The following is a 25383-nucleotide window of genomic DNA, read 5'->3' on the forward strand; positions in this document are numbered from 1 at the left end:
GTCGAAGTGGCGCGCATTTTACACACACCTCATCCCCGTGCAAGGAAAAAACACCCCTTTTTAACCGACTGCTCAGATTTACATCAGACAGGGTGCTTTTTGTGCGCAAATACCAGGATCGACTTGACCATTTTCATTTTAATCAGTGCAATAGTTGGCCTGAGCCTTATAAATGAGTACCATAAAGGCGCTATTAACTTTTTAATTACATTTTAGGTAGTTACATGAATCCATCTTTTCTTCTTTATATACTTATTGCAGGCATTCTTGCCATATTAGCTTTCTTTTTGTTTCCTGCTGAACTGCTCTTATCAAACCAGGCTTTAGCTGTAGGCTTGCTGATTGGAGGTATTGTGTCACCGCAATTGGCCAAATTATTTGTTCGTACAGCTATTCAGCCTTCATCCTCTGATGGAAGTCAAACAATGGCTTCCTCTTTTACCGGAGAACGCAAAACACTTTATGTGGGTAATCTTCCCTATCGGGCAAGCGAACAGGAGGTGTCAGAACATTTCTCATCTCACGGCGAGGTTGTGTCGGTCAGATTAATGAAAGATCGTCGTACCGGTAAGAGAAAGGGCTACGGTTTTGTTGAAATGGCGGAGAAGGATGCTGAAAAAGCCATTTCCTCATTGAATGATACTGAATTTCAGGAGCGAACGCTTAAAGTACGAATGGCAAAAGATAAGCAAGACCATTAATAACATCAGTGATAAAAAAGCCTGCAAAAGCAGGCTTTTTTTATGCCCCAGATTCCGTCTGCATCATTGCTGATTGAGGTAGGTTGCTCATCAATTTATTATTGAACGAGTGGAAGCGGTTTATGGCTTGCAACAAATCCGGCGTTTGTACATCCGGCATTTCATTAACCAACCCATTAATAAGATTTTCATAACCTTCTCTATCAGGCAGCGTTTGCTGAGCCTTCTCGACCATATTCAGCATTCGCTCGAGATAGCGAGACACCGTTTTCACAGCCCCAAATCCATCTTGTCCACGACTATTTTCATCATTATGAGAAACAGATTCATAGGTCTGAATAACTTTGGTTTGCTCGTTTCTGCTAAGTTGCAGCGCATAGCTGGTCAGCTCTGAGTCATCAAACCCCAGCTTAAGCGCCTGATTAAATGCCTCTTCCACATCGCCATTGTAAAACTCATCCGCTACATCAGCAGCATTACCCACTAAATCACCAATCGCGCCAAGCTCCGACTCATCCAGTTCTCCCCGTACCGAGAAACTGAAAGCATTAGCCTGATAAAACTGATAATTCTGGCTCGCCGTAAAACTGAACCCCTGGTTTTCTGCTTGCGCCTCTCTCTCTGAAGCCGGAGCTGAAACCATTAAACTCTGATTAAAGGCAAATTGCGCGCTGTCTTCAAACCGAATGGTAACTTCATCACCATCTTTAGTTGTTATAGCCAGTTCGCTGGTATCCTGTCTCGAATAACTGTAAGACCCGGATACGGACTGGCTTTGCTCTGGCTGACCAAAGACTTTTTGCTCCAGAGACTGGAGCCCTTCTTCAATTAGATCCTGACTCTTCCTGATACCGGTTGAAATCTCATCGTTCATCATACCCGCCAGATCTTTCTCAGCCATCTTAACGCCTTTCAGAACGCCCTGACGAGCCTGATCAAACATTGTTGTAAGCTTGTCTTCGTCTGCCCCCTTCGCCTGAGCATTACGTATGGCGCCGCCAACGAAACTGAGCACGTTTTTAGCGATTTCTTCAAAATCAAACAATGGTTTATCTTCAGGCTCCGGACGCTCAAATTTCGGTCGCCTGTTGTCAACTGTCAGGGTTTCATTCAGCGCTGAACTGAATACTGCCATGCCAACAAATTTACCCGATGCCATACTCTGCGAAAGCGTGACCGCGCTGGCTGGCTGACTTGCCGCTTGTCGAAGCCCTTCGTTTCGCAATTGATTTTGCACATCCGAACGACCGGCCTGCTGCGCCTTGTCACCCAGAAATGCCTTAATTTCACCTAAGTTCATGATAGATTCCTCCCACCTCGGTATCTGTATCGGCAGCTGTAGGTTAAATTTTAGTCTTTTCAGACAAAAAGCAGTGATGGCATTTTACCCGGACCTCTTGCTAGAATCTGCGCCCCATTTGCCAAGGACTTCAGCATGCGCCCCACAGAGATTGACAGCAGCAACTATCAAAACATGCTAAATGAGAAGACTACCCAGATAGAAAAGCGCTTTACGGAGTTTGCCTGCCCGGAACTGGAAGTCTTTCCTTCTGCGCCCCTGCATTATCGAATGCGTGCAGAATTCAGAGTCTGGCATCAGAGTGATGATCTCTTTCATATAATGTTTGATGCACAAACCAAGGAAAAGTATCGGGTTGACAGGTTTCCCCCGGCCAGCAACCTCATCAATGATGTGATGCAGGATATTATTCCGCTAATTAAATCCAACCAATTTGCCCGACGGAAACTCTATCAAATAGATTACCTGAGCACGCTGAGCGGGGAAATTCTTGTCACATTGATTTATCACCGCCCTCTTGACGAACAGTGGCAACAGAGCATCACATCAATTCTGCAGGAACTTAGAAAGAAATATCATATAGATATTGTCGGCAGAGCCAGAAAACAACAATGGCAATTAGATCGCAACTTTGTTGTTGAGACACTCCAGATTAATAACAGAGCGTTGCATTTTAAACAAATTGAAAACAGTTTCACTCAACCCAATGCTGGCGTAAATCAGAAAATGATTGAGTGGGCTCTGGATGTTACGCAGGGCTTTGAAGGTGATCTGCTGGAGCTTTACTGCGGGTTGGGAAATTTCACCCTGCCGCTGGCCCAAAACTTCAATCAGGTACTCGCTACTGAAATTTCCAAGGCATCTGTTGACGCGGCCAACAGCAACATGGTGCTGAATAAGGTTGAAAACGTGACAGTAATCCGTATGTCGAGTGAGGAATTTACCCAGGCCAAAAAAGGTCAGAGAACCTTCCGTCGATTGCAGGATGTGGATCTCCAATCTTTTAACTGCAACACCGTGCTGGTTGATCCCCCACGCGCTGGCCTGGATACTGAAACCTGCGAGCTGGTTAGTGAATATAACAATATAGTCTATATTTCCTGCAACCCGGAGACTCTGCTTAATAACCTGCAGTATCTGACTCAAACCCATTCAATCGAGCGGTTCGCATTATTCGATCAATTTCCATATACCCATCATGTGGAATGCGGGGTATTACTGCGGCGCAACAAATAATACAGTTCAGATAATCAAACTGTTCGTTCAAGCTTTACTGACGTAGAAGGAGGCTCCTTTGGAAATGATTCGTAGCTGTTGAATCAAACGCTGGGCCTGTATTTCTCTTTGTGCCGGGCTGGCATCAATAGCCTCAGCACCCGCGCTAAAAACCAGCCTGACCATAGCTTCAGCCTGAAGGCTGGCCAGATTCCCACTGAGCTCCGTGTGGTTGGCGGTATAATCACTAAGCTCTTCAATAAAATGCTGAATCTCTCTTATCACCGCAGCCCGGAAAGCCGGGGACGTTCCAGAGTGCTCCCTGAGCAACAATCTGAATTCGTTGCTATTCGCCACCACAAATTCCATAAAGGTATTCACTGACGTGGTGATTACTCCCCCTCCGGCATCGATTCTGGATCTGGCCTGACGCATCAACTGACGAAGCGCAAGCCCCGCCTCATCAACCAGAGTCAGCCCTAACTCGTCAATATCCTTAAAGTGACGATAAAAAGAAGTGGGCGCAATACCCGCCGCTCTGGCAACTTCACGCAAACTGACACTGGACAGGCTGCGCTGTTCGTCCAGCAAGTTAAATGCCGCATCGATTATGGCCCTGCGGGTTTTCAATTTTTGTTGCTGACGGTTCATTCTGAGCAAGCTTTTTATCTAACAAATTAGAAAGTGTGTGTCAGTGTATCACCAAATACTATTATCTTTGCTTGCCTCAGCTACACAAACTGGATAAATTAGCGCACACTTGTTCGCTAGCGCACAGTTGTACGCTCAAATTAAGTTATACTCAATACATGCAAAAACCTTCTCTTATTCTGACTAATGTTGTCCTGTTTACTGTTACCACTCTGATTTGCCTGTTTCTGGTTCCTGTTGAGGGCATAACCAATGGCTTTGACCGAGTCGAAATTATCAGCTGTATTACTTTAATATGGCTCTCTGGCCTGTCCATTACAGCCGGGTATCATCGACTCTGGGCTCACAAGGCCTATGATGCACACCCTGTGATCAGAGTACTGTTTGCTCTTGGCGGAGCCCTGGCACTACAAAACAGTATACTGCACTGGGCATCGGATCATCGTGTTCACCATAAACATGTAGACGACAATGACAGGGATCCCTATTCCGCAGGCAGAGGGTTCTGGTTTTCCCATATCGGCTGGATGCTGAGGGAGTATCAGGCGAGTCGTTATCAGGACTACAATAACTGCCGCGACCTGCAAAAAGACAGGGTCGTCATGTGGCAGCACAAGCATTATCTTGTACTGACACTGACCACCAACTTTGGCCTGCCGTTGTTGCTGGGCTGGCTCAACGGCGATATCTGGGGCATGCTGTTATTGGCGGGCGTATTAAGGCTGGCGGTAGTGCACCATGTTACCTTCTTTATAAACTCCCTTGCCCATATGTGGGGTAAACAACCCTATACCGACAGGAATAGCGCCAGGGACAGTGGTTTTCTAGCCTTGCTTACCTTTGGTGAGGGTTATCATAACTATCACCATAGTTTTGAATATGACTACCGTAATGGTATTCGCTGGTGGCAGTTTGATCCTACAAAATGGCTGATACGTGGCCTGTCTTATCTGGGCCTTACCAAGAATCTGCGCAGAGTTCCTGAACAACGTATCGAACGCGCCAGAGTGGAAATGCAGTTAAAACATGTGCAGCGCAGAGTGGCGCATTTGCCCAACGCTAACGTCATTAGTCAAAGAGTACAAAAAGAATACGAGTTGCTGGTCGAAAAGATGACGGCCTATTATGACATCAAAAAACGTCTGCTGGAGATAAAGAAACGCCAGGTTGCTGCACAATATGAAAAGCTAGATCTGGATTACAAATATCGCGAATTGAAGCAAGCCTTCGCTCTGGCCAAGAGTCGCTGGCTTGAAATGCATAAGTTTGAGACTGATTATTCATAATTTTCTCTTAATCAGCGGGCTAAATTACCCTTGCCTTTAGTGCAAAACTCAGCAAGGCTAATACCTGTAAAGATGATTGATAAGAGGCAATATGTCAGGAAAGTCAGTGAAGCAGAACGCCACGGTTAACAAACAACCCTTTCAATATGATGCGGTAATTATTGGTACAGGACCAGGCGGCGAAGGTGCCGCCATGCAACTGGCCAAAGCGGGCAGAAGAGTCGCAGTAATTGAACGCCATGATTCTGTAGGAGGTGGTTGCACACATTGGGGTACAATACCATCCAAAGCCCTCAGGCATTCAGTAAGCCGCTTGATAGAGTACAATACCAATCCTCTTTTTAATGCTGGTGATCAGGCCATACACCTTACATTTCAGGATATTCTCAAACACGCTGGCGCCGTAATTCGAAAACAGAGTCGTTTGAGAGGCAGTTTTTATGCCCGCAATGATGTTCAGGTTATCCAGGGCGAAGCATCCTTTATAGATGATCATCACATCAGTATCACCCGAAAGGACGGTTCTGTTGAACAAATCAGTACGGCACAGATTATGATCGCTACGGGTTCACGGCCATACACTCCGACAGACATCGATTTCAGTCATCCAAGGATCTATAACAGCGATTCTATTTTGTCACTGAAGAAAGATCCAAAGTCCATCATCATCTATGGCGCCGGCGTTATTGGCTCCGAATATGCCTCCATATTCAGAGGCATGGGAGTGAAAGTAGATCTGGTAAACATGCGTGACAGACTGCTGTCGTTTTTAGACACAGAAATTTCCGATGCCCTGAGCTACCATCTTTGGAACAACGGCGTAGTTATCCGCCACAATGAAGAATATACGTCCGTTGAGGGGCGGGACGATGCGGTCGTGCTAAACCTCAAATCAGGAAAAAAGATGCGTGCCGATTGCCTGTTGTTCGCCAACGGTCGCACGGGTAATACCGATATGCTTAACCTGGAGGCTGTCGGGCTCAAATCAGACTCCCGGGGGCAACTTAAGGTTGATGAAAACTATAAGACCGAGGCTGACAATATTTATGCTGTGGGTGATGTTATTGGTTATCCCAGCCTGGCATCGGCTGCTTATAATCAGGGACGATTTGCCGCTCAGGCCATGATTAGTGGCCACTGCCCAGCCAGCCTCGTAGAAGACATCCCAGCCGGTATCTATACCATCCCGGAAATCAGTTCAGTAGGTAAGAATGAGCAGGAGCTGACAGCACAAAAAGTCCCCTATGAAGTGGGTAGAGCCCAGTTTATGCACCTGGCGCGTGCTCAAATAGCGAATACTCAGGTAGGGAGCCTTAAGATCCTGTTCCACAGAGAAAGTAAAAAAATTCTTGGGATCCACTGTTTCGGTGAGCGCGCCTCAGAGATTGTACATATCGGCCAGGCCATCATGCAGCAGGAGGGTGAGGCCAATACCATCGAGTACTTTGTCAATACCACCTTTAACTACCCAACCATGGCAGAGGCCTACAGGGTAGCTGCCATTAACGGGCTGAACAGGATTTTCTAGCATAAAAAAAACAGAGCTGAAACATTCAGCTCTGTTTTATAGAACAGGTATTTTAGTGGGTACGGTTTGCGGCCACTAACGCATCACGATGGGTAACCACTTCAATAAGGTACCGTTCGGGGTAAAACCGTATAGTGGCAACGGCATTGTCACCTGATTGTAACGCTGCTTGTTGATCAATACGATTCACCATATTCCGGTATCCGATGTTCTGGTTGATCTTGTTTTCAACACAGCTTGCATTGATAGTCAGGGTGTCTTGAGCAACACAATCTGTCAGCTTATCAGACTCATCAGCAGCTTGTGCTAGCGCCGAAAAGCCAAGCAGGACTGCTGAAACGATTAATTTTTGCATGGTGAACTCCTACAACAACTCTTATGAGTGTATATACATTTTAACACCAACCTAACCTCAATGGCAATATTTCTCTAAACATAGGTTTATGACATTAAGATGACAGTGATAATAATTCTATGAGTTCAACTGAAAATCTGCTGAAAAAAATTCGTCAATGCACTCATTGTCAGAGCCAGCTTCCTTTAGGGCCAAGACCTGTAATAAGAGCTTCTGAAACGGCTAAGGTGATTGTTGTGGGCCAGGCCCCAGGAACCCGGGTGCACCGCAGTGGTATTCCCTGGGATGATGCTTCTGGTAAGAGACTACGTGAGTGGATGGGAACCGAAAGTTCACTTTTCTATGACCAAAGCCAGATTGCTATCGTGCCTATAGGCTTTTGTTATCCGGGCAAGGGCCGTAGTGGAGATTTACCGCCACGCCCTGAATGCGCTCCAATGTGGCATGCAGCTGTTTTAGACACGATGCCCAAAATTAAACTGACACTACTGGTCGGTCAATATGCACAAAATTACTATCTGCGGGATAAACTGAATCTGACTCAGCGCGTCAGAGGGTTTTGCCAGTACCTGCCGGAGTATTTTGTACTTCCTCATCCTTCCCCAAGAAACAACCTATGGCTCGCCAAAAATCCCTGGTTTGAGGAAGAGGTGTTACCCATCCTACAAGCCAGAATCGCCGGCCTGTTGACTCTCTGAAGAGTTATAATGATCCAGAAAGTTAATTAAGTCGTCGAAAGGCATGGGTCTGGCATACAAAAACCCCTGAGCCTCATCACAACCCAAACGCAGCATGTAACTGGCCTGTTCACGCTTTTCGATACCCTCTGCAATGGTATGTAAGCCTAACTTGTTTCCCAGTGTCACAATGGTTTCAGCAATAAAGGCCGTTTTTCCTGGTGTAACCTCATTAACAAAAGAGCGGTCCACTTTGAGTCTGTCCAAAGGAAGCTTCTGCAGATAGCTCATCGAAGAAAACCCGGTTCCAAAGTCATCAATAGCAATGGTGACGCCGAAAGCCTTTAACTCTTTCAGGGAGTCCACCACAATCTGTGGTTCGTCCATCACCACACTCTCAGTGATTTCAAGTTCAAGAAGACTAGGTTTAATGTCGTGCTCTATCAAAGCACTTTTTACCAGGCTGACAAACTGTGAATCCCGGAATTGTGGCATAGAAATATTCACAGCGACACGCAGATCAGGAAACCCTTTGTGGTGCAACGATTTCAGCTTTCTGCATGCTTCTTCGAGCACCCAGGCACCAATATCAATAATTAGTCCGCTATACTCTGCTAAGGGAACAAATACCGCAGGTGAAATGTAACCACCATCCTTATCAGGCCAACGAAGCAAGGCCTCCATACCGACGATATCTTCATTAACCAGGTTAACCTGTGGCTGGTACCATAACTCGAGCTTTCGCTCAGCAAAATCAGATCGAAGCTGCCGAATCATACCTAACCGCCAGGTGGTTTTCTCTTCCATTTCCGGCGCGTAATATTCGTAGTTCGCAGTCATACTGCGTTTGGCTCGATTCAGCGCAATATTGGATTGCTTAAGCACATTAAGGCCATTGGATTCTTCATCCAACAATCGACACAGGCCTAATGTCACGTTAATCGGCAGAGTATGATCACCCGCTTTAAACGGCGAAGAAAACACTTTGCTGATACTCTGAGGATTTACTCTGTCATCCTTACCGATCAGGCCAAAAACATCGGCACCAATCCGGCCCATCTGCACAACATCGCCCATTGCTGAATGAAGCCTTTCGGCGATCGCAATCAACAACAAATTACCGGCATCCTGACCCAATCCATCATTGATATCGGAAAAGTGGTTAACATCCACCAACGCAACCACATGCTCATTTAAATCTACACCTGTGTGCTCAAGCTCATCCAGCATATTGATGAACTCATTGCGATTAGGCAGTTTAGTAAGCATGTCTTTAAACGCTGCATTGCGCAACTGGTGAAACAGATTAACATTCTCATAACCTACTGAAATGCTTGACATAAACACTTCAATAAGCTGTTTGTAGATGACATTAATCGTGCAACCAACCTGCACATATACTGCCGCTTCATAGCCGCTGCTATTCATGTACAGAACAGTAAAGTCCTTACCATAAATATGGTCTTTTTCCTTCAGACATTGTCCTACCTCGGCAATGATTTTTTTATCATGCAGGTTATCCAGCTTTTCATTAATGTAGTTGGCAAAGGGACCGGCCGCGCCCAACACATAAACACCATCGTCATCTCTGTCTAGCACCGAACCGGCTCGGGCACAAACAACGCCTCCTGCATCCAGTCCCAGTAAAGAACTGATCTGAGTTACCACCCCTTCACAAAACCCTTTTACAGAGTGCTCTTCCAACAAGTTTGAAGCCGACTCGATTATCTTCTTCAGTCCCTGGCGGCTTTGATTGATGGTAAGAATCTGTTGATATGAACGTAAAGAAGCAATAATGGTCGTAACCAGTTTAGAGCGGGTCAGTTCGGTTTTAGTCTTATAATCGTTAATGTCATATTCTTTAATGACACTTTCTTCCGGTGCATATCCGGGTTGGCCTGTTCGCAAAATAATTCTTGGCTCATGGAGATTGAGCTCTTCTCGCATACGCCGTGCAACCTGAAGACCGGCATCATCGGTTTCCATCACTACATCCAGCAACACAATAGCAATGCTTTGCCCTTTTTCGGACAGAATTTTAAGTGCTTCATCACCGGAATAAGCATCAAGAAAGGCGAGTTTCCTGCCATTTAAAACCAGATCTGATAAGGCGAGCCGCGTTACAGAATGAATCTCTTCATCATCATCAACCACCAGCACTTGCCAGGCATCTGCTTCATCATATTCCTCAACAACAGAATCATCTTCATCGAGGAAAAGCATCTCATCATTTTCGTAATCTGTTGGGCTCATCTAACGACCTGTTTGTAAACCAACATCTTGAGCTATAGAACAATACCTGATTAACAATATCCTAATATTTGTAAAAGCGAAACCTAATACAACAGCAATTAACCAATTGCTGTACCGTGCAACCCACCTGGCAGAGGAATTTACCTTGCAGAATCCGGTTGATAGCAGGCAGTATGGAAAGTGTCTAATTGCGATGAATAGCCATGACTAAAATAAACAGCATAATTACTCCTACACCGGTTCACAAACCAGATAGTAAATCGCCTGTGGCACCTGCGGCGCCCAGGAAAACTGAGCCCCGCGAGACTGCCGATACCAGCCAGGTACGTAGCAGAATTATTCACTGGTTTGCACAGGCCGGACTGAAACCGCCCGCTCATACACAACTGGATGAAAGTGTAGAAAAGAAAACACAACGGCATCAAAAGGTTCTCCAGCAACGCAAACTACAGAATCTGGAGCGGATCCTTGAACTGGCTATGGAATACAGCCCCAACAAAGACATTGGCGAAGAAGCGATAGATCCGGACTGGTTTTTTAACTACATCAGTATGGCAGAGGACATTTATTCGCCAGCGATGCAGGAGCTTTGGGCTAAAATCCTGGCGGTAGAAGTAAGCCAGCCCGGAACCTTCTCTTTGCGGAGTATCAGTATACTCACACAACTGACCCACAAAGATGCCAAAGTCTTTCGGACTGCGGTCAGCCTGGCCAGCCGCAAACGCGGTGACTTCAGCCCCAGGATTCTATTTGGTTACAGGATAAAGCCCAGCTTACTTTCCATGCTGACACTTAAACGAGGCCAGCAACTGAACCTTGCTCAGTTCGGGCTGGCCTACCCTGACTTACTGTCATTAATGGATCTGGGGCTGATTTACTCAACAGAAATTGAGTCAGGAGAGCTTGATAATCACAAACGCAGCGAATGGCGTTGCTGTGGCGAATCATTCCATCTCAGCGCCAGGCGCAACGGCACCGTTTTAAATTATTACAAATTTACAGCAACGGGAGCTGAGCTATTTCGCCTTGTATCAGGCAAGCCCCATACCACCTACCTTCAGGCCCTGACCAGCATGTTACAGGGTGCCTTCGAAGTAGTTTAGCTTTTCGCGCAACGGTTGAATAATGACTTAAATTCCATCACCAAATTCATGCAAGCCACACTCTCGCTTAAGGCCAAAGAATCGGGTTTCTTCTTCCGTCATTCCGGCCTCAAGAGGACGTGAAGTATGCCAGTCGCCGACAGAAACATAGCCCTGTTCCCAAAGAGGATGATAGGGTAATCCATGCTCCTGCAGATAGTAATGTACCTGTTTATTAGACCAGTCCAGTATCGGGAATATTTTGAACCGCCCATCGGTCAGTTGCAAAAAAGGCAACTTCTCGCGACTGCTTGACTGACTGCGGCGCAGGCCGGAAAACCAGGTGCCCACCTGCAATTCCCTCAGCGCTCTCTGCATCGGCTCTACTTTGTTCATTTTGTTGTAGGCTTCGATACCAGGCAGTCCCTGATCCCAAAGCTGACCATACTTCTGTTCTTGCCAGGCCGGTGACATATGAGCACTGTAAACCTTCAGATTCAGATCCAGAGTTTGTGTCAGCTCCTCAATAAAACTGTAGGTCTCAGGAAAAAGGTAGCCGGTATCGGTCAGTACAACCGGAATATCCGCTTTGTGGCGCGTAACAAGGTGCAGCATTACCGCAGCCTGGATCCCAAAACTGGAAGACATCATAGGCTGTTGCGGTAGATGCTTTACGGCCCACCTGACACGCTCGGCAGCACTCAGAGTTTCCAGGTAAGCATTTATCTCAGCCAATTCATCAGCACCAATATCGGTATTCACCACGGTGCTCAGATTTACCCCTGCATCAGTCATAAAAGTCCTTTGCAGAATCGACTACCGCCTTGACCACACCAGCACGAATGACAAAGTCACCAAAGCCTTCCTCTGGGTTTCTCTCCTTAGACCAACGGCCAATCAGAGTATCCAGCTCTTCCATGATCTCCTGCTCACTGATATTTTCCCGATACATTCTGGGAATACGGGTACCATTACGATCTCCACCCAGATGCAGGTTGTACTTTCCTGGCCCTTTACCAACCAGGCCGACTTCCGCCAACATCGCGCGGCCACACCCATTGGGACAACCTGTTACGCGGTAGATAATATGTTCATCCTGCATTCCATGCCTGGCTAAAAGTTGTTCCAGCTCCGTCACTGCGTCCGGCAAATAGCGTTCTGCCTCTGCCATCGCCAGCGGGCAGGTGGGTAAAGAAACACAGGCCATGGAATTAACGCGCTGCGAGGAAATATCGTCCTGCAACAATCCATGATCTCTGGCCAGGCCTTCAATTTGCGCCTTATCTTCAGAGGCAACACCGGCAATAATCAAGTTCTGATTGGCTGTCAGTCGAAAATCACCTTTGTGTACCCGGGCTATCTCAGCACAACCTGTTTTCAATGGCTTGTCGGGGTAATCAAGGATCCTGCCATTCTCAATGAACAACGTCAGATGGTGTTTGCCATCTACCCCTTCGACCCAGCCAAAACGATCGCCACGGCCGGTAAACTGATAATTCCTGCTTGGTCCAAATGATATCCCGGCACGCTTTTCCACCTCAGCTTTAAAGGTCTCAACCCCTACCCGCTCAAGGGTATATTTGGTTTTCGCATTCTTACGATTGCTGCGGTTCCCCCAATCACGCTGCGTAGTCACCACAGCTTCGGCGACAGCCAGTGTGTGCTCGAGGGGAATAAAACCAAAATCATCGGCTTTGCGGGGGTAAGTAGATTTATCCCCGTGCGTCATCGCCAGGCCTCCCCCCACCAGGACATTAAAGCCAATCAATTGGCCTGATTCAGCGATAGCAACAAAGTTAAGATCGTTGGCATGCACATCCACATCGTTTTGCGGCGGGATAACCACTGTGGTCTTAAACTTGCGGGGCAAATAATTATTGCCCAGCACCGGTTCATTGTCAGTGGTTTCAACTTTCTCACCATCAAGCCAGATTTCAGCATAAGCGCGGGTCTTGGGTAACAGGTGCTCACTGATCTTTACGGCCCAGTCGTAGGCTTGCTGATGCACCTCAGACTCTACCGGGTTGGAGGTGCAAAGCACATTGCGGTTAACGTCACCCGCAGTGGCAATGGAATCAAGCCCAGCCTTATTCAGCATCTGGTGCATCTTTTTAATCTTTGGCTTTAGTACGCCGTGGAACTGGAATGTCTGTCTTGTGGTAAGGCGGATACTGCCATACAAGCTATGCTGGGCGGCAAATTCATCTATCGCCAGCCATTGCCGAGGACTGATAATTCCGCCGGGCAAGCGACAACGCAACATTACATTATGCAGAGGCTCCAGCTTTTGCTTTGCCCGTTCTGCACGGATATCGCGGTCATCCTGCTGGTACATGCCATGAAATCGGATCAACTGGAAGTTATCACCGGTAAAACCGCCTGTCAGGTCATCTTTCAGGTCTTGCTCTATGGTGCCGCGCAGAAAGTTACTTTGCCCTTTTATGCGCTCATTATCGGACAGTTTTTGCTCTGGTTTATCACTCATTAGTAAACATCTCTTTGATATCGTTTGGCTTTGCGCAACTGGCTGATATATTCTTCCGCCTTCTCAACCGACTGATTTCCGTGCTCGGCGACGATGTTAACCAACGCCTGATGGACATCTTTGGCCATCCTGTTGGCGTCACCACAAACATACAGATGCGCGCCCTGTTCAAGCCATTGATAGACCTCTTCCCCCTGCTCTAGCAAGCGGTGCTGTACATAGATTTTCTCTTGTTGATCCCGGGAAAATGCCAGACTGACTTTATTCAACAGCCCGGTCTTCACCCAGCGTTGCCACTCCACCTGATAAAGGAAATCCTGAGTAAAATTAGGATTACCAAAAAACAACCAGTTACGACCATCAGCCTCTTCGGCTTCGCGCTGTTGCATAAAAGCCCGAAAAGGTGCGATGCCAGTGCCAGGACCAATCATAATGACCGGGGTATCGGGGTTTTCTGGCAAACGGAAATTATCATTGCGCTCAACAAACACCCTTATTTCACCGCTTTCCTCAACACCATGACTTAAGTAGCCGGAAGCACCACCTCTGTGTGTGAAACCAAAGGCTTCATACTCAACCAAAGCCACCGTCAGATGCACTTCATCTTCAACTTCAGCCTGACTTGACGCAATAGAATAAAGCCTCGGTGTCAAGGGTCTGAGCATAGCAACAAGCTGCTGAGCCTGAAGTTTTCCCGGATACTCAGTGATAATATCCACCACCTGGCGCTGGCTCAGGTATTGGCGCAATCCCGCTTTATCTTCCAGTAACTGCACCAACTCACTGCTTTGCGTGGCTTCTGCGTAAGCCTTGGCAAAACTGGGATAACTCTGCGTTAGCTCCATTTTTTCGATCAAAGCCTGACGTAACAACAGGGTGTCATCTGCAACCTGTATCTCTTCGTCGCCTGTGAGTTCAAGCGCCTTGAGCAGTCTGGCTACCATCGCGGCGTCATTGTTAAACCATACACCAAGGGCGTCACCGGGCTGATACTGCAAACCGGAACCCTCAAGAGAGATTTCAAAATGACGAATATCTTTAACCGAATCCCGCCCGGTAATTTTCTGGCCATCCAACAGGACGGCGGTAAAAGGATTCTTTTTGTTGTACTGAGCAGTGGCTGCAGCCATGTTCACACCCGGCATCGTAACCACACGTGCCTCTGAAGTGGATTTCAGTTCTGCTTTGAATAGCTCCGTGACCTTTTCACGCCAGTTACTCACATCAGTGTCGTAATCCACATCGCAATCTAACCGTTCAGTCAGAGCTGAGGCGCCCAGGGCTGAGAGTCTCTGATCGAAATCTTTGGCTGTCTGGCAGAAAAATTCGTAACTACTGTCACCCAAACCAACCACGGCGTATTTCAGGTTGGGCAACTTAGCAACTTTCTTACTGGCCAGAAATTCGTGTAATTCAATCGCATCATCGGGGGCATCACCCTCACCATGGGTGCTGACCACGATAACCACATGGCTCTCATCTTTAAGTTTTTTGGGCTTGTAATCAGCCATATTAAACAATTCAGCCGTGATGCCTGCCTGCTCAACAAAATCCTTATATTCTTCCGCAACCCCCTTAGCATTGCCCGTTTGCGAACCGTATAAGATTGTCAGCTTGCGTTCTGGTTGTTGGCCTGCCTCCTGAGTGACCACTGCGACTGGCTGGTGCGACTGAGCCAGGCCAGCCAGATACCCGCTGACCCAGGTCAACTGTCCGGAGGATAAGGGGGCAATCGCCTTTTGGAGTTCAGACCACTGAGTCTGGTCCAGAACACCAGCCGGGGACAAATTGTGCGAATTGGATGACGACATAAAGAAACTAACCCGTTAAATATTGTGGCTAGGTTAGCTGTGACAGACAAAAACAGGAAAGAATAAATTCAAATGCGTTATTACAGAAAGTGCTTAATTTATATTTTCATATAAACTTTACACTTAGTCAGAGCAAAAAAGGGTGGCCATACTCGTCCACCCTATGGCGATTAAAAGTGCACTTCAACACCAGCAAAAGGCCCCTTGAACTCCATATCAGTGTAGAGGTCATCTACATCATCCAATTCGAGCTGCAGCACCCGGTAACCAAGCTGAAACGTCAGATCCACGGCCAGATTATCCAGCCACTGATAGGTCACGGCGGCCTGGTAGTCATACAGAGAACTATCGTCTATTGCCAGAAAGCTGCCCTCGGCAGTAAACCCCAGCCCACCGACTGGTGTACCAATTTGTACACGGGAATACAGAAGCGGCACAATGCCACGGAATGACTGAGCTGAAGTGATACTGGTATCATCCACATCACGCACAGAGATTTGCCCATCGAAGTCTTTAGCATTGAGTCCCAAATCTAAACTGAGCAGATCATTGTCAAAAACTTCGTAATAGACCACATAATCCGTACTGTCTAAATACCCATCAGAGGCCAGGCTCCGGGTTTGCACATATGTCTGTCCGGCAAAAGTAAAATCCTGGTCCAATGTCGTTGCCCCAGAGATATTCAGATTTTGCCTGCGAATTTTGATATTTGGCAGCAAGGGCACCGGGTGCTCTAACGCCACGTAAAGATTGCTGTTTGTCTCTTTGTCAAAATCAAAATCTGTAACAGTGCTACCGTTGGCAAAACCTCCCGAAACATCCGAGTGCCAGGCCTGGGCACCCACGTACAGCCCCAGTAGTGTATCTGCCTGTACGGGCACCAGCAAAGAGGCGCCTAAAACAGCGCCGGTTAGGTATTTTTTGTACATATCGCTATCCCTGATTGAGCAAATCGTTAAGGTCTATCAGAGCCGCATTGGCCCTGGAAATATAATTCGCCATCACCAGCGAATGGTTGGCCATCATACCAAAACCGCCGCCATTAAGAATTATCGGACTCCAGATGGTTTGCTGAGTTGCTTCTAATTCACGAATAATTTGCTGCAGACTGACGGTCGCATTTTTCTTCTCCAACACGTCCGCAAAATCTGTTTCTACGGCTTTTAACAGGTGTAAAAGCGCCCAACTGGCACCCCGGGATTCATAAAATACATCATCTAATTCCCACCAGCTGGTTTTGGTGTACTGATCAGGTGCCGACGGAGTCGATTGACGCGCCTCGGGGTCACCGGCCAGGTCAGTATTCAGACGACTTTGACCAACACTGGCGCTTAAGCGTTGAGACAGGCTTCCCATACGTTTCTCTACCTGACGCAACCAGTCGCGTAAATTATCGGCACGGGTATAGAACTGGCTATCATCTACTGATGGGTTGGCCAGATTATCCAGGTATTGCTGTAATGACTGAATCCCATCCTGATACTGAGATTCTGCAGAGGGCAGAATCCAGCTTTGATTATCAATATTGAATTTCGGCTGCGCATTAACCAGATAAACATTTTCTGAAGACTGCGACTGCGATCGACTGAGATCTTTACGCATCGCCAAAGCCAGATCCCGGACCATTTCCAGCACACCAAATTCCCATGCAGGCATATTATCCATCAGCACGGAGGGCGGCATCACATCATTGGACAGATAACCTCCGGGTTTATCCATCAGTGTACCGGCAACACGAATCAATGTACTGGTGGTGGTATATCCTGGCACCAGAAGCTGGTTACGTTGTTCCGCCTGGGCTCTTGCGTGCTGGTTAACATTAAACACTTCAGGCTCACTGCTCCAGTAAACGGCCAGTATATAGAACAGTAGTACCAAAACCGCTACCCCGAGGGATACCCTCTTCAGGCTCAGATAGTCTCTCATGGCTGACTCCTTAATTGTGATTAATGGTGCTGGTGAGAGTTGTCGGCCCCGGGTTCGGTAACCACAGCATCAACCTCCATTTCGCTTCCATCGGCAAACAGTAAGGTGATGGTAACATGCTGGTTTTTCTCTAGCGGCTTTTTGACACCAAACATCATCAGGTGCAGGCCACCAGGCTTGAATGTGAGAGTACTGTCAGCCGGAACCGTAGCACTTTGCTGCTGCACCATTTTCATCATACCGTCGTACATTTGGTGATCATGGATCTCTACCCGTTCAACCACGTCAGTTTTGGCGCCCACCAGTTCCACATCTTGTGAAGCGGTATTGACCAATTGCATATAAGCTGCAGTATTAGGCACCCCCGGTGGCAACAGACGAACAATGGGCGTATTCACTTCCACCTGAGCAAAAACTGCGCTGGAAAATAATAATAGTAGTGCAACTAGGCCTTTCACCTGGTAACTCCTTTCAATGATATCAACTCATGTTGTACTGATTATTCAGCAATTCCCTGTCAAAGCCAATGCCTGCAGAAAAGATGTTCAGCAGTACCGGGCCGTCTTTTTATCTCTGACTAACAGATAAATCACCAGTACCAGTAGCAGTGCCGGCCACATTGCACTCACTCCTGCTACCAGAAGAGCAATAAACACGCTGGCCAGAACAACGCAGATCACACCAATCAGACTGATGGCCAACAGACTTCCGAGCAGAATAAATACTGCACCAGCAACAATGGCTCCGATGGATGCCTGTATCGGGTTCAGTAACGTTTCACCAAAATAAAACGATAAACCCGTTACAGCATCCAATATGGCGCCGATACTCATCACCATGGCAGCTGCAATCAGCAAAACCAAGAAAAACGTTTTCATTATGTTCTCCCGTAGATGCCACGTTATCAGTAGGCATCCGGCAATAAAAATGCGGCCGCAATATAAGCAATAGCAATGGCCATGGGGAAGGTAACAAAGCAAATTACCGTCACCAGTCTGACTAACCAGGCCGGGATATTGAAATGTCGGGCCAGGCCCGCACATACACCGGCGACTTTGCCGTTACGCTTATCTTTACGAATACAATTCTGATCATATACAGTTTTCATCATTCACTCCCGTGACCGCCCTGTCAGGCGGCCTTGTTGTTAGCTTTGCTTTTTAACGCGTTCAGGGCATCATCCAGATATTGCTCACGCTCCATCTTGTCAAACTCTGATTCCAGTGGCTCGGCACTGCCGACCATATCGTAAGCTTCGAGTCTGGCTTCAAGATCGTCAATCCGATATTCGTATTGCTCGAATCGCCCCACGACCTTCTGAATCTTCTGTTCGTCCGCAGCCTGTCTGGCTCTCAAACGCCCTGAAACACTTTTCTGACGGGTCTCCAGTGCTTTCTGCCTGCTCCTGGCGTCCTTCAGTTTATCCTGCAACCGGCTGATATCAGATTGTAATCCCTGCAGTGATTCATCAATCTGTTGCATTTCAGCGGCTAACTGCGCGCTTTGCTTTTCTGACAGGTATTTTTGCTGCAGTGCTGAACGTGCCAGTTCTTCTCTGTTCTTATCCATTGCCAGCTCAGCTTTTGCCTGCCAATCTCCAGCCTGCTTCTGAGCACTCTCGAGCCGGCGATGTAAACCTTTTTTACTGGCGAGGTGCTGTGCAGTGATGGTTCTGAGCTCCACCAGTGCTTCTTCCATTTCCTGTACGATCAGACGAATGACTTTTTCTGGATCCTCGGCCTTATCGAGAATGGCATTGATGTTGGCCTGCACGATGTCACTGATTCTTGAAAACATACTCATTGTTCTTCTCCACAAAACGTTATTTCATTAAAAACACAGTTGTCATTGGTTAAGTATCAACTCTTATGCCAACTTTAAACTTGGATTTATATCATTGTTTTTTATAGACATTTAACCTTTCTAACGATAGGGGAGCAAAATATGTGAAGAAAAATACAAACCTTATTGGTTAGATTAACTAACAAGTTGGCCAATTTAACCAAACATAAAATACTCTTTACAAAACAAATTGTTACGCACAAAAGAGATCGGGTATGGATCCAGGAAAGGCACCGAAAAGAAAATAGGAACAGAATCAGAAAAGAGAGACATTACACAGAGTAAGTTTTAACAGGTAGTAAAACAAGATACGGTTTCATTCCCTATTTCGCGGGTCTGAAACCGTTATTGCAGGATGGCGCTTTAGACATAAACCGTTCAATAGCGGCAATGATTACAGCGCCCACCAGATATGCTATTACAGGCAACAGCATCAGGCTGATCAGGTTGAACTGATCTAACATGATGTCACTCCGCCTGCTTTTCAGCAGACTCTTCCTTGCTTTTCTTAGTCTGCCCGGCGGCTAAATCCGTAATTTTCACGGAAGCACCAGGTGCATTGAAAACGGAATAGCTGGTGTTAGCTACTGCTTGCTGCACATTTTGTCTGACTTCTTGTTGAGTCACATTAACTGCAGTGGTCACCATATGGCCGACGAAATCCTGTAACGAAATTTCCCGGGCCTGAACATTAGTGCTCATAGAAGCCGCAGCAATCAAAGTAGAAACGATAGTAAGTTTAGTTGACATGATATTCTCCTTGGGTTGATAACTAAGTCGCATGAGGTATTGCGATAGTTGTGCCAGGATTGCCAATTAATGCTATCTTATTGTTTGTAAAGGATTTTAAATTTCATTGGCCGGAAGATTTTAAAACAAATAAGGCGAGGGAAATCATAGACTGGTTAAATTAACCAACAAAGTGGTCAATTTAACCTTTTCAACTCAGCGATTCGGGTTTAGTTGTGACTGCATCTTCTCATACGCATCCAACAATAACTGTCCCGAGGTTGCATGCCTGCCATTTTCACTTAAATGACGCCGCCAGATTCGTCCTCCGGGCTGGCTCTGAAACAAACCCAGCATATGCCTGGCAATATGCCAGGGTCTGGCTCCTGTTTCGACCTGAGAATCAATATACGGCACCATTGCACAGAGCACCTGCAGCCGGTCAGGGATGTCATGATCATCTGCATAGAAGCGATGGTCTACTTCTGATAACAGATAGGGGTTGGTATAAGCCTCCCGGCCAATCATTACCCCGTCCTGATAATGTAAATGCTGCTCTGCCTGCTCCAGGGTTTTTACGCCGCCATTAATGCTAATATGAAGATGCGGGAATTCCTGCTTAAGCCGATAAACCCGTTCGTACATCAGTGGCGGTATTTCCCGGTTTTCCCTGGGACTGAGCCCCTTTAACCAGGCTTTTCGGGCATGTATAATAAAGGTATCACAGCCAGCTTCAGCAACAGCACGCACAAAATCAGTAAGATGCCGGTATTCATCCATATCGTCTACACCGATACGGGACTTAACTGTAACAGGTATGCTAACCGCCTCTTTCATTGCGCGGACACAGTCCGCCACAGTCTCCGGTTCTGCCATCAGACAGGCGCCAAATCGTCCGTTCTGAACTCTGTCGGAGGGACAGCCTACATTGATATTAACTTCATCGTATCCTCTTTCCTGCGCTCTCAAAGCGCATTCAGCCATCGCCCCGGGGTCTGAACCGCCCAGTTGCAAGGCCAACGGATGCTCCTGCTCATCGAACCCAAGATAGTCGCCTTTACCGTAAAGAATTGCCCCGGTAGTAACCATTTCTGTGTACAGCAGGGCATGCTTACTGATGCGGCGCATAAAAAAACGGAAATGTCTGTCAGTCCAATCCAGCATAGGAGCAACTGAAATTATACGGTTAAAAGGGGTATCCTCTACTAAACAGACATCAGACTCCGGTAAACTCATCAGGTACTCAGGCTCTTCTGGTAAACAGCAAAAGCTGATTATATCAAATCTAACAGGTTGCAAAATCTCCGCGGTGGAATTTATCCGCGATATCAGCAATTATCACCACTTTCTCACACCAATCTGTGTGCTAAACTAGATTCAAAGATGTGTCTAATTATTATAAAAAATGAAGTCAGAACAATTAGTTGAAAATGCAAGACGATATTGTGAAAGCAAAGGAGCGCGATTTACCCTATTGCGGGAAAAAATCTACGCCATCTTAATCAACAAGGCTGGTGCCACTGGTGCCTATGAGCTGCTTGATGAGTTAAAAGAAACAGAGACCTCCGCCAAACCTGCTACCGTTTATCGTACGCTGGACTTTTTACTTGAGTTTGGGCTGGTACACCGGCTCGAATCTAACAATGCTTTTATTGCCTGCCACCACTTTGGCTGCAGCCATCCGGTCCAGTTTTTGATCTGTGACCGTTGTGGGGAAGTAAAAGAAATACAGTCAGAAGGCCTTAAAGAAACCCTTGATGCTCAGGCAAATGCCTTTGGCTTCCAGGTTTCTACACAAACCATTGAAGCCCATGGAGTCTGTGCGGCCTGTCAGGAACGTTAACAACGGATACCCCGAAACTATGAATGTAGAGTTTATTAATCCTTTCATCACTTCTTTGATCAACGTACTGGCGACCATGGCGCAGACAGATCTTAAAGCTGGCAAACCCAATAAAAAATCAGATGAAGTGGCCCGTGGCGATGTCTCAGGTTTAATTGGCATGGTTGGTCCACAGATTAAAGGTTCGTTCTCTATTACCTTTGACGCGGACCTGGCACTGGAAATAATGCAACGTATGCTGGGAGAAAAACCCGCTAAAATTGATGCCGACGTAACCGATATGGTTGGGGAGATCACCAACATGGTCACTGGTGGAGCCAAAAACGAACTTGCACAGAAGGGTTATGAATTTGAAATGGCGACCCCAATGGTAGTCTCCGGTAAACAACATACAATTACACACAAGGTAGACGGGCCAAAAATTATTCTGCCATTTAGCAGCGACGCAGGTTCTGTCTATCTGGAAATCTGTTTCGATAAACTCTGATAACTTACCGCTGGTGTCATGGTTAATAATCTGGCCCGGCATGTAAACTGTTAGCCAACGGACTCGAAAGGATAGCTGGTTTGACGTCGATGCCCTTAAGTAAGCTTATCCAGCGCAGCTATGTGAGGTCAGTGCTGATTCCACTGTTAATTGTTGAATCAGCCCTGGTAGGGATGTACTTCACGGTTATCTTTTTGATAACCGATCAACAGATGGCACTGGCGCTAACCCAGGCTACTGAAAATCTGAAAACGATCACGCAACAGCAGGCCAGACTGCTTGATGTTAATCTACAAGAGGTCAGTCGTAACGCGAGTCAGTTGCAACGACAACTCGAATACCTCTATCAGCAACGTCCAAAAGAAGTCAGCTTCCAGGACCTCAACACTTACCAATTTCATAGCAATGGCGCACTCTACCGCCCAGCTCCCGGTGATGGCAGTGCCCTTTACTACTCGAGCCTGCATGGTATCGATGACAGCAGGATAAAAAAGGCCCATTGGTCTGAACAAATGGAGCCATTGATTAAAGGTATAACTCAAATCAATCCGGTTATTGCGCAGAGCTACTTTAATAGCTGGGACTCGATGGTGCGCTTATACCCCCCACTCAATAATCTCCCGGTACTTTTGGGCCCCGTCATGGATATTCGCCAGCAGCCTTTTTATTATCTGGCCGATGTACAACACAACCCTGAAAAAATTCCCGTCTGGACCGATGCCTACCTGGATCCCTTTGGAATGGGCTGGATTATTACCGCCATGGCGCCGATCTATGCTTCACAAAAACTCGAAGGCGTTGCCGGTATCGATGTAGCCATTTCAAAGCTGGCTGAACAGGTTATAGATCACGACCTCCCCTGGCAGGCCAGCAGCCTGATGCTTGATCAGCAAGGCAATATTCTCGCTATAGATCCGGATATTAATGCCACCCTGGGGGTTGACGTTATCGCAGGCCAGGATTTTACTGACCTGATGAAGAAGAGTGTTGATCGCAAAGACGAGTTCAATCTGTTGTCATTCCGGTCGAGCAGCATCAATCTGTTTTTCTCAGAGTTTCTGAATAATGGACAACAAAGCGAATCCCTTGAAATTGATAACAGAAAATACCTGGTATTAAGTGCCAGGGTAGACAGTACCGGGTGGCAGGTAATAGCCATGGTTGACGAGTCCAATCTGTTCAGTGAAGCTTTAGCGGTAGAGGCTCGCACTATCCGCATTGGTTTTATTGCCATCGGTGCCCTGTTGCTTTTGTATATTGTATTTATATACGCTGCCAAAAAGCGTGCCAGGCAACTATCCGCTAAAATCGCCAGGCCTATTCAATCGCTCTCCAGACTTACCTCAGATATCGAAACGGGTCACGAATTCAGGCTCGAGACGACAGGCATCAATGAGATTGATCAGTTACAGGAAAATTTTCAATTGATGACCGTGCAATTGAATGAACGTCAACAGCACCTGCTCGAATCCAAACTTGAAGGTCGGGTTCAGCAGGAGCGTGCAAACCTGATGAAACAACTCAGTGAAACCGACAGCCTCACATCGCTGTCAAATCGCCGTAAGCTGGATGATATTCTCGCCAGTGAAATAGGCAGAGCCAGCCGTTATGACTCGCCACTGAGCGTGATACTGGGAGATATTGACCATTTTAAACGGGTTAATGACAAATTCGGCCATATCAAAGGTGACAAAGTAATAACCCGAGTGGCCGAGTTGCTAAAACAACATACACGGGACACAGATACGGTAGGCCGCTGGGGCGGAGAAGAGTTCTTACTTATTTGCCCGGGCATTGAGCAAAACTCCGCCACAGAGCTTGCAGAGAAAATCCGCACTGTTATTGCATCAGAGTTAAAGGTGGATAAAATCAAGATCACAGCCAGTTTCGGCATTGCTGCCTATAAACATCAGGACACTGTAGACTCACTGGTTTCCCGCGCGGATAAAGCGCTGTATAATTCCAAGCAGTCTGGTCGCAATCAGGTCAGCGTTGCCCGATAGGAAAGACCGCAGCTACAAGAATAATAATTAGCAGCTCTGGAATTATTAAACAATCTTTACGATACAAGGGACTACTTATGCACAAAACAATACTAGCGCTGGCAGTAACGCTTAGCTTCACTGCTTCTGCCGCTGACGATCAACAATATGATCAGTGGTTTGGTGGCTTTATTGAATATTACGACACTGATAAGAACTATCCGGATAATGTTAACCCGTATGACAACGGCGACGGACTTGGCATCGAGTATGGCATGCGAATTAATCCCCGCTGGGCGGCACGATTTGAATGGTCATCGCTGGACATGGACTACCAGAATAGCAATAACGACGTTTCCGGTGATCGATATGGTGTTGATGCCCTCTATTTTATGGATAGTGCCAATACGTATCTGTTTGCCGGCATTAAGAAAATGGATATTGCTGAGCGCTACAGCCCTGTTAATCTTGGAATCGGTCGTCACTGGCATCTGAACGATAGCTGGAAACTGGTTACCGAATTTGCCGCCTACCATGCGTTTAATGAGGATATCACCGACTTTGGTTTTAAACTTGGTCTGGCCTATAAGTTTGGTCAAACTTCAGGCTCTGCATACCAACCTGTAAATACTGCACCAGAGACCGCCAGCACAACATCGTCAGCAGTGGCCCCTGAAGCAGCTGCCACGCCACCCAAAGACTCAGATGGCGACGGTGTCAATGATGAGCAGGATCGCTGTGCAAATACGCCTGCTGAAGACAAAGTCGATGCGCAGGGTTGCAGCATTTTCACAGAAGAGCAGGTTGAAGCCTCAATGGCGATTCTGTTTGCCAATAATAGTTACGAAGTACAGAATCCGGATTCTCAGCAACTCAGTGAGTTTGCCGAGTTTCTGCGCCGTTTCCCCAACACTGATGCTGAAATTGAAGGTCATACATCACTGGTAGGTGATAAAGCGTATAACCAAAAGCTTTCTGAACAGCGCGCCAATGCGGTTCGGGATGTATTAATACAGCGCTACGGTATCGATGCAGATCGACTCAGTACCATAGGTTATGGTGAAACACGCCCACTGATTGACGCTAATACTGCCGAGGCCAGCCGTAAAAATCGCCGTATTCACACCAGGGTCACTGCGATGAAAAAGGTTAAAGTCACCAGGTAAATCCATTTTTGCCATCCTTGTATGGCAACTACCTGCACCCGCTGTCGACCAATAATTCATTGAG

At 46.9% G+C, this 25383-nt stretch carries 27 protein-coding genes; 11 read left to right on the forward strand and 16 right to left on the reverse strand.

The features are described from left to right. Positions 1 to 216: hypothetical protein (locus CDA54_RS19770; protein WP_218962427.1), on the forward strand; the 216-nt coding region annotated here is incomplete at its 5' end. A gap of 8 nt (positions 217 to 224) precedes the next feature. Beyond that, positions 225 to 701 (forward strand): RNA recognition motif domain-containing protein, encoded by a 477-nt coding sequence (locus tag CDA54_RS17370; RefSeq protein ID WP_099036315.1) that lies wholly within the window; start codon positions 225 to 227, stop codon positions 699 to 701. A gap of 40 nt (positions 702 to 741) precedes the next feature. Here CDA54_RS17370 and CDA54_RS17375 read toward each other — a convergent pair whose 3' ends face one another. Then, positions 742 to 2001 carry a DUF5610 domain-containing protein gene (locus CDA54_RS17375; RefSeq protein WP_099036316.1) on the reverse strand — a complete coding sequence of 420 codons (1260 nt, stop codon included), beginning with the start codon at positions 1999 to 2001 and terminating at the stop codon, positions 742 to 744. Between the two features lie 135 nt (positions 2002 to 2136). Here CDA54_RS17375 and trmA point away from each other — a divergent pair, with 135 nt between their 5' ends. After that, positions 2137 to 3237 carry a tRNA (uridine(54)-C5)-methyltransferase TrmA gene (gene trmA / locus CDA54_RS17380; protein WP_099036317.1) on the forward strand — a complete coding sequence of 367 codons (1101 nt, stop codon included), beginning with the start codon at positions 2137 to 2139 and terminating at the stop codon, positions 3235 to 3237. A gap of 27 nt (positions 3238 to 3264) precedes the next feature. Here trmA and fabR read toward each other — a convergent pair whose 3' ends face one another. Beyond that, positions 3265 to 3867, reverse strand: a complete 603-nt coding sequence (gene fabR, locus CDA54_RS17385) for an HTH-type transcriptional repressor FabR (RefSeq protein WP_099036318.1) — start codon at positions 3865 to 3867, stop codon at positions 3265 to 3267. A 158-nt stretch (positions 3868 to 4025) separates the two neighbouring features. On the opposite strand from fabR, the gene CDA54_RS17390 reads away from it, so the two are divergent. Then, positions 4026 to 5153 carry a fatty acid desaturase gene (locus tag CDA54_RS17390; RefSeq protein ID WP_099036319.1) on the forward strand — a complete coding sequence of 376 codons (1128 nt, stop codon included), beginning with the start codon at positions 4026 to 4028 and terminating at the stop codon, positions 5151 to 5153. A gap of 106 nt (positions 5154 to 5259) precedes the next feature. After that, positions 5260 to 6681: a Si-specific NAD(P)(+) transhydrogenase gene (sthA, locus tag CDA54_RS17395; RefSeq protein ID WP_373286101.1), complete on the forward strand. Its 1422-nt coding sequence runs from the start codon at positions 5260 to 5262 to the stop codon at positions 6679 to 6681. Positions 6682 to 6733: 52 nt separating this feature from the next. Here sthA and CDA54_RS17400 read toward each other — a convergent pair whose 3' ends face one another. Then, positions 6734 to 7036 carry a hypothetical protein gene (locus CDA54_RS17400; protein WP_099036321.1) on the reverse strand — a complete coding sequence of 101 codons (303 nt, stop codon included), beginning with the start codon at positions 7034 to 7036 and terminating at the stop codon, positions 6734 to 6736. Between the two features lie 119 nt (positions 7037 to 7155). Between CDA54_RS17400 and CDA54_RS17405 the strand changes: the two genes are divergently transcribed. Next, the gene (locus tag CDA54_RS17405) at positions 7156 to 7734 is read left to right on the forward strand and encodes a uracil-DNA glycosylase family protein (protein WP_099036322.1); all 579 of its coding nucleotides are present in this window, start codon (positions 7156 to 7158) and stop codon (positions 7732 to 7734) included. Here the strand turns inward: CDA54_RS17405 and CDA54_RS17410 are convergent. Continuing rightward, a complete protein-coding gene (locus CDA54_RS17410) occupies positions 7699 to 9966 on the reverse strand; it encodes a bifunctional diguanylate cyclase/phosphodiesterase (protein ID WP_099036323.1) in 2268 nt (755 codons plus the stop codon). The genes CDA54_RS17405 and CDA54_RS17410 overlap by 36 nt on opposite strands. A 203-nt stretch (positions 9967 to 10169) precedes the next feature. On the opposite strand from CDA54_RS17410, the gene CDA54_RS17415 reads away from it, so the two are divergent. Then, positions 10170 to 11069, forward strand: a complete 900-nt coding sequence (locus tag CDA54_RS17415) for a TIGR03899 family protein (RefSeq protein WP_099036324.1) — start codon at positions 10170 to 10172, stop codon at positions 11067 to 11069. A gap of 27 nt (positions 11070 to 11096) precedes the next feature. On the opposite strand, the gene CDA54_RS17420 is transcribed toward CDA54_RS17415, so the two are convergent. The 12 genes from CDA54_RS17420 to dusA all read right to left on the reverse strand — a co-directional run bounded on the left by CDA54_RS17420 (position 11097) and on the right by dusA (position 21005). Continuing rightward, positions 11097 to 11843, reverse strand: coding sequence for a phosphoadenylyl-sulfate reductase (locus CDA54_RS17420; protein ID WP_099036325.1), 747 nt, complete (start codon positions 11841 to 11843; stop codon positions 11097 to 11099). After that, positions 11836 to 13533 carry an assimilatory sulfite reductase (NADPH) hemoprotein subunit gene (gene cysI / locus CDA54_RS17425; protein ID WP_099036326.1) on the reverse strand — a complete coding sequence of 566 codons (1698 nt, stop codon included), beginning with the start codon at positions 13531 to 13533 and terminating at the stop codon, positions 11836 to 11838. Before cysI ends, CDA54_RS17420 begins: the two co-directional genes overlap by 8 nt. Beyond that, positions 13533 to 15344, reverse strand: coding sequence for an assimilatory sulfite reductase (NADPH) flavoprotein subunit (locus CDA54_RS17430; protein WP_099036327.1), 1812 nt, complete (start codon positions 15342 to 15344; stop codon positions 13533 to 13535). Before CDA54_RS17430 ends, cysI begins: the two co-directional genes overlap by 1 nt. Before the next feature lie 170 nt (positions 15345 to 15514). Then, complete coding sequence (locus CDA54_RS17435; protein ID WP_099036328.1) at positions 15515 to 16273, reverse strand: TIGR04219 family outer membrane beta-barrel protein; 759 nt, start codon at positions 16271 to 16273, stop codon at positions 15515 to 15517. 4 nt (positions 16274 to 16277) lie between these two features. Then, the gene (locus CDA54_RS17440) at positions 16278 to 17270 is read right to left on the reverse strand and encodes a DUF2333 family protein (RefSeq protein ID WP_099036329.1); all 993 of its coding nucleotides are present in this window, start codon (positions 17268 to 17270) and stop codon (positions 16278 to 16280) included. 20 nt (positions 17271 to 17290) lie between these two features. Then, positions 17291 to 17728 carry a copper chaperone PCu(A)C gene (locus tag CDA54_RS17445; RefSeq protein ID WP_180237268.1) on the reverse strand — a complete coding sequence of 146 codons (438 nt, stop codon included), beginning with the start codon at positions 17726 to 17728 and terminating at the stop codon, positions 17291 to 17293. A gap of 87 nt (positions 17729 to 17815) precedes the next feature. Then, complete coding sequence (locus CDA54_RS17450) at positions 17816 to 18148, reverse strand: hypothetical protein (protein ID WP_099036331.1); 333 nt, start codon at positions 18146 to 18148, stop codon at positions 17816 to 17818. Positions 18149 to 18174: 26 nt separating this feature from the next. Then, a complete protein-coding gene (locus tag CDA54_RS17455) occupies positions 18175 to 18378 on the reverse strand; it encodes a PspC domain-containing protein (protein ID WP_099036332.1) in 204 nt (67 codons plus the stop codon). A 23-nt stretch (positions 18379 to 18401) separates the two neighbouring features. After that, positions 18402 to 19073: a PspA/IM30 family protein gene (locus CDA54_RS17460; protein WP_099036333.1), complete on the reverse strand. Its 672-nt coding sequence runs from the start codon at positions 19071 to 19073 to the stop codon at positions 18402 to 18404. A 362-nt stretch (positions 19074 to 19435) separates the two neighbouring features. Then, positions 19436 to 19576 carry a hypothetical protein gene (locus tag CDA54_RS19655; RefSeq protein ID WP_180237269.1) on the reverse strand — a complete coding sequence of 47 codons (141 nt, stop codon included), beginning with the start codon at positions 19574 to 19576 and terminating at the stop codon, positions 19436 to 19438. A 4-nt stretch (positions 19577 to 19580) separates the two neighbouring features. Further along, the gene (locus CDA54_RS17465) at positions 19581 to 19862 is read right to left on the reverse strand and encodes a hypothetical protein (RefSeq protein ID WP_099036334.1); all 282 of its coding nucleotides are present in this window, start codon (positions 19860 to 19862) and stop codon (positions 19581 to 19583) included. Between the two features lie 195 nt (positions 19863 to 20057). Beyond that, entirely contained in the window at positions 20058 to 21005 is a 948-nt protein-coding gene (dusA, locus tag CDA54_RS17470; protein WP_229748166.1) for a tRNA dihydrouridine(20/20a) synthase DusA, read from the reverse strand. A 241-nt stretch (positions 21006 to 21246) separates the two neighbouring features. On the opposite strand from dusA, the gene CDA54_RS17475 reads away from it, so the two are divergent. The 4 genes from CDA54_RS17475 (at position 21247) to CDA54_RS17490 (ending at position 25319) form a co-directional block, all read left to right on the forward strand. Further along, positions 21247 to 21684: a transcriptional repressor gene (locus tag CDA54_RS17475; RefSeq protein WP_099036336.1), complete on the forward strand. Its 438-nt coding sequence runs from the start codon at positions 21247 to 21249 to the stop codon at positions 21682 to 21684. A 19-nt stretch (positions 21685 to 21703) separates the two neighbouring features. Then, entirely contained in the window at positions 21704 to 22171 is a 468-nt protein-coding gene (locus CDA54_RS17480; protein ID WP_099036337.1) for a chemotaxis protein CheX, read from the forward strand. An 89-nt stretch (positions 22172 to 22260) separates the two neighbouring features. Further along, positions 22261 to 24174 (forward strand): sensor domain-containing diguanylate cyclase, encoded by a 1914-nt coding sequence (locus tag CDA54_RS17485; protein ID WP_099036338.1) that lies wholly within the window; start codon positions 22261 to 22263, stop codon positions 24172 to 24174. Positions 24175 to 24251: 77 nt separating this feature from the next. Then, complete coding sequence (locus tag CDA54_RS17490; protein ID WP_099036339.1) at positions 24252 to 25319, forward strand: OmpA family protein; 1068 nt, start codon at positions 24252 to 24254, stop codon at positions 25317 to 25319. Positions 25320 to 25383: the final 64 nt, after the last annotated feature.

The organism is Lacimicrobium alkaliphilum, from assembly GCF_002591895.1.
Classification (GTDB): domain Bacteria; phylum Pseudomonadota; class Gammaproteobacteria; order Enterobacterales; family Alteromonadaceae; genus Lacimicrobium; species Lacimicrobium alkaliphilum.

Bases quoted from the DNA above. Each gene is read 5' to 3' on its own strand.
- dusA (WP_229748166.1), bottom strand. From the start codon at position 21,005: ATGCTGGATTGGACTGACAGACATTTCCGTTTTTTTATGCGCCGCATC.
- CDA54_RS17400 (WP_099036321.1), bottom strand. From the start codon at position 7,036: ATGCAAAAATTAATCGTTTCAGCAGTCCTGCTTGGCTTTTCGGCGCTA.
- CDA54_RS17410 (WP_099036323.1), bottom strand. From the start codon at position 9,966: ATGAGCCCAACAGATTACGAAAATGATGAGATGCTTTTCCTCGATGAA.
- CDA54_RS17440 (WP_099036329.1), bottom strand. From the start codon at position 17,270: ATGAGAGACTATCTGAGCCTGAAGAGGGTATCCCTCGGGGTAGCGGTT.
- fabR (WP_099036318.1), bottom strand. From the start codon at position 3,867: ATGAACCGTCAGCAACAAAAATTGAAAACCCGCAGGGCCATAATCGAT.
- CDA54_RS17485 (WP_099036338.1), top strand. From the start codon at position 22,261: ATGCCCTTAAGTAAGCTTATCCAGCGCAGCTATGTGAGGTCAGTGCTG.
- trmA (WP_099036317.1), top strand. From the start codon at position 2,137: ATGCGCCCCACAGAGATTGACAGCAGCAACTATCAAAACATGCTAAAT.
- CDA54_RS17460 (WP_099036333.1), bottom strand. From the start codon at position 19,073: ATGAGTATGTTTTCAAGAATCAGTGACATCGTGCAGGCCAACATCAAT.
- CDA54_RS17370 (WP_099036315.1), top strand. From the start codon at position 225: ATGAATCCATCTTTTCTTCTTTATATACTTATTGCAGGCATTCTTGCC.
- CDA54_RS19655 (WP_180237269.1), bottom strand. From the start codon at position 19,576: ATGTTAGATCAGTTCAACCTGATCAGCCTGATGCTGTTGCCTGTAATA.
- CDA54_RS17405 (WP_099036322.1), top strand. From the start codon at position 7,156: ATGAGTTCAACTGAAAATCTGCTGAAAAAAATTCGTCAATGCACTCAT.
- CDA54_RS17455 (WP_099036332.1), bottom strand. From the start codon at position 18,378: ATGAAAACTGTATATGATCAGAATTGTATTCGTAAAGATAAGCGTAAC.
- CDA54_RS17475 (WP_099036336.1), top strand. From the start codon at position 21,247: ATGAAGTCAGAACAATTAGTTGAAAATGCAAGACGATATTGTGAAAGC.
- CDA54_RS17430 (WP_099036327.1), bottom strand. From the start codon at position 15,344: ATGTCGTCATCCAATTCGCACAATTTGTCCCCGGCTGGTGTTCTGGAC.
- cysI (WP_099036326.1), bottom strand. From the start codon at position 13,533: ATGAGTGATAAACCAGAGCAAAAACTGTCCGATAATGAGCGCATAAAA.
- CDA54_RS17375 (WP_099036316.1), bottom strand. From the start codon at position 2,001: ATGAACTTAGGTGAAATTAAGGCATTTCTGGGTGACAAGGCGCAGCAG.
- CDA54_RS17450 (WP_099036331.1), bottom strand. From the start codon at position 18,148: ATGAAAACGTTTTTCTTGGTTTTGCTGATTGCAGCTGCCATGGTGATG.
- CDA54_RS17390 (WP_099036319.1), top strand. From the start codon at position 4,026: ATGCAAAAACCTTCTCTTATTCTGACTAATGTTGTCCTGTTTACTGTT.
- CDA54_RS17435 (WP_099036328.1), bottom strand. From the start codon at position 16,273: ATGTACAAAAAATACCTAACCGGCGCTGTTTTAGGCGCCTCTTTGCTG.
- CDA54_RS17480 (WP_099036337.1), top strand. From the start codon at position 21,704: ATGAATGTAGAGTTTATTAATCCTTTCATCACTTCTTTGATCAACGTA.
- CDA54_RS17420 (WP_099036325.1), bottom strand. From the start codon at position 11,843: ATGACTGATGCAGGGGTAAATCTGAGCACCGTGGTGAATACCGATATT.
- CDA54_RS17490 (WP_099036339.1), top strand. From the start codon at position 24,252: ATGCACAAAACAATACTAGCGCTGGCAGTAACGCTTAGCTTCACTGCT.
- CDA54_RS17415 (WP_099036324.1), top strand. From the start codon at position 10,170: ATGACTAAAATAAACAGCATAATTACTCCTACACCGGTTCACAAACCA.
- CDA54_RS17465 (WP_099036334.1), bottom strand. From the start codon at position 19,862: ATGTCAACTAAACTTACTATCGTTTCTACTTTGATTGCTGCGGCTTCT.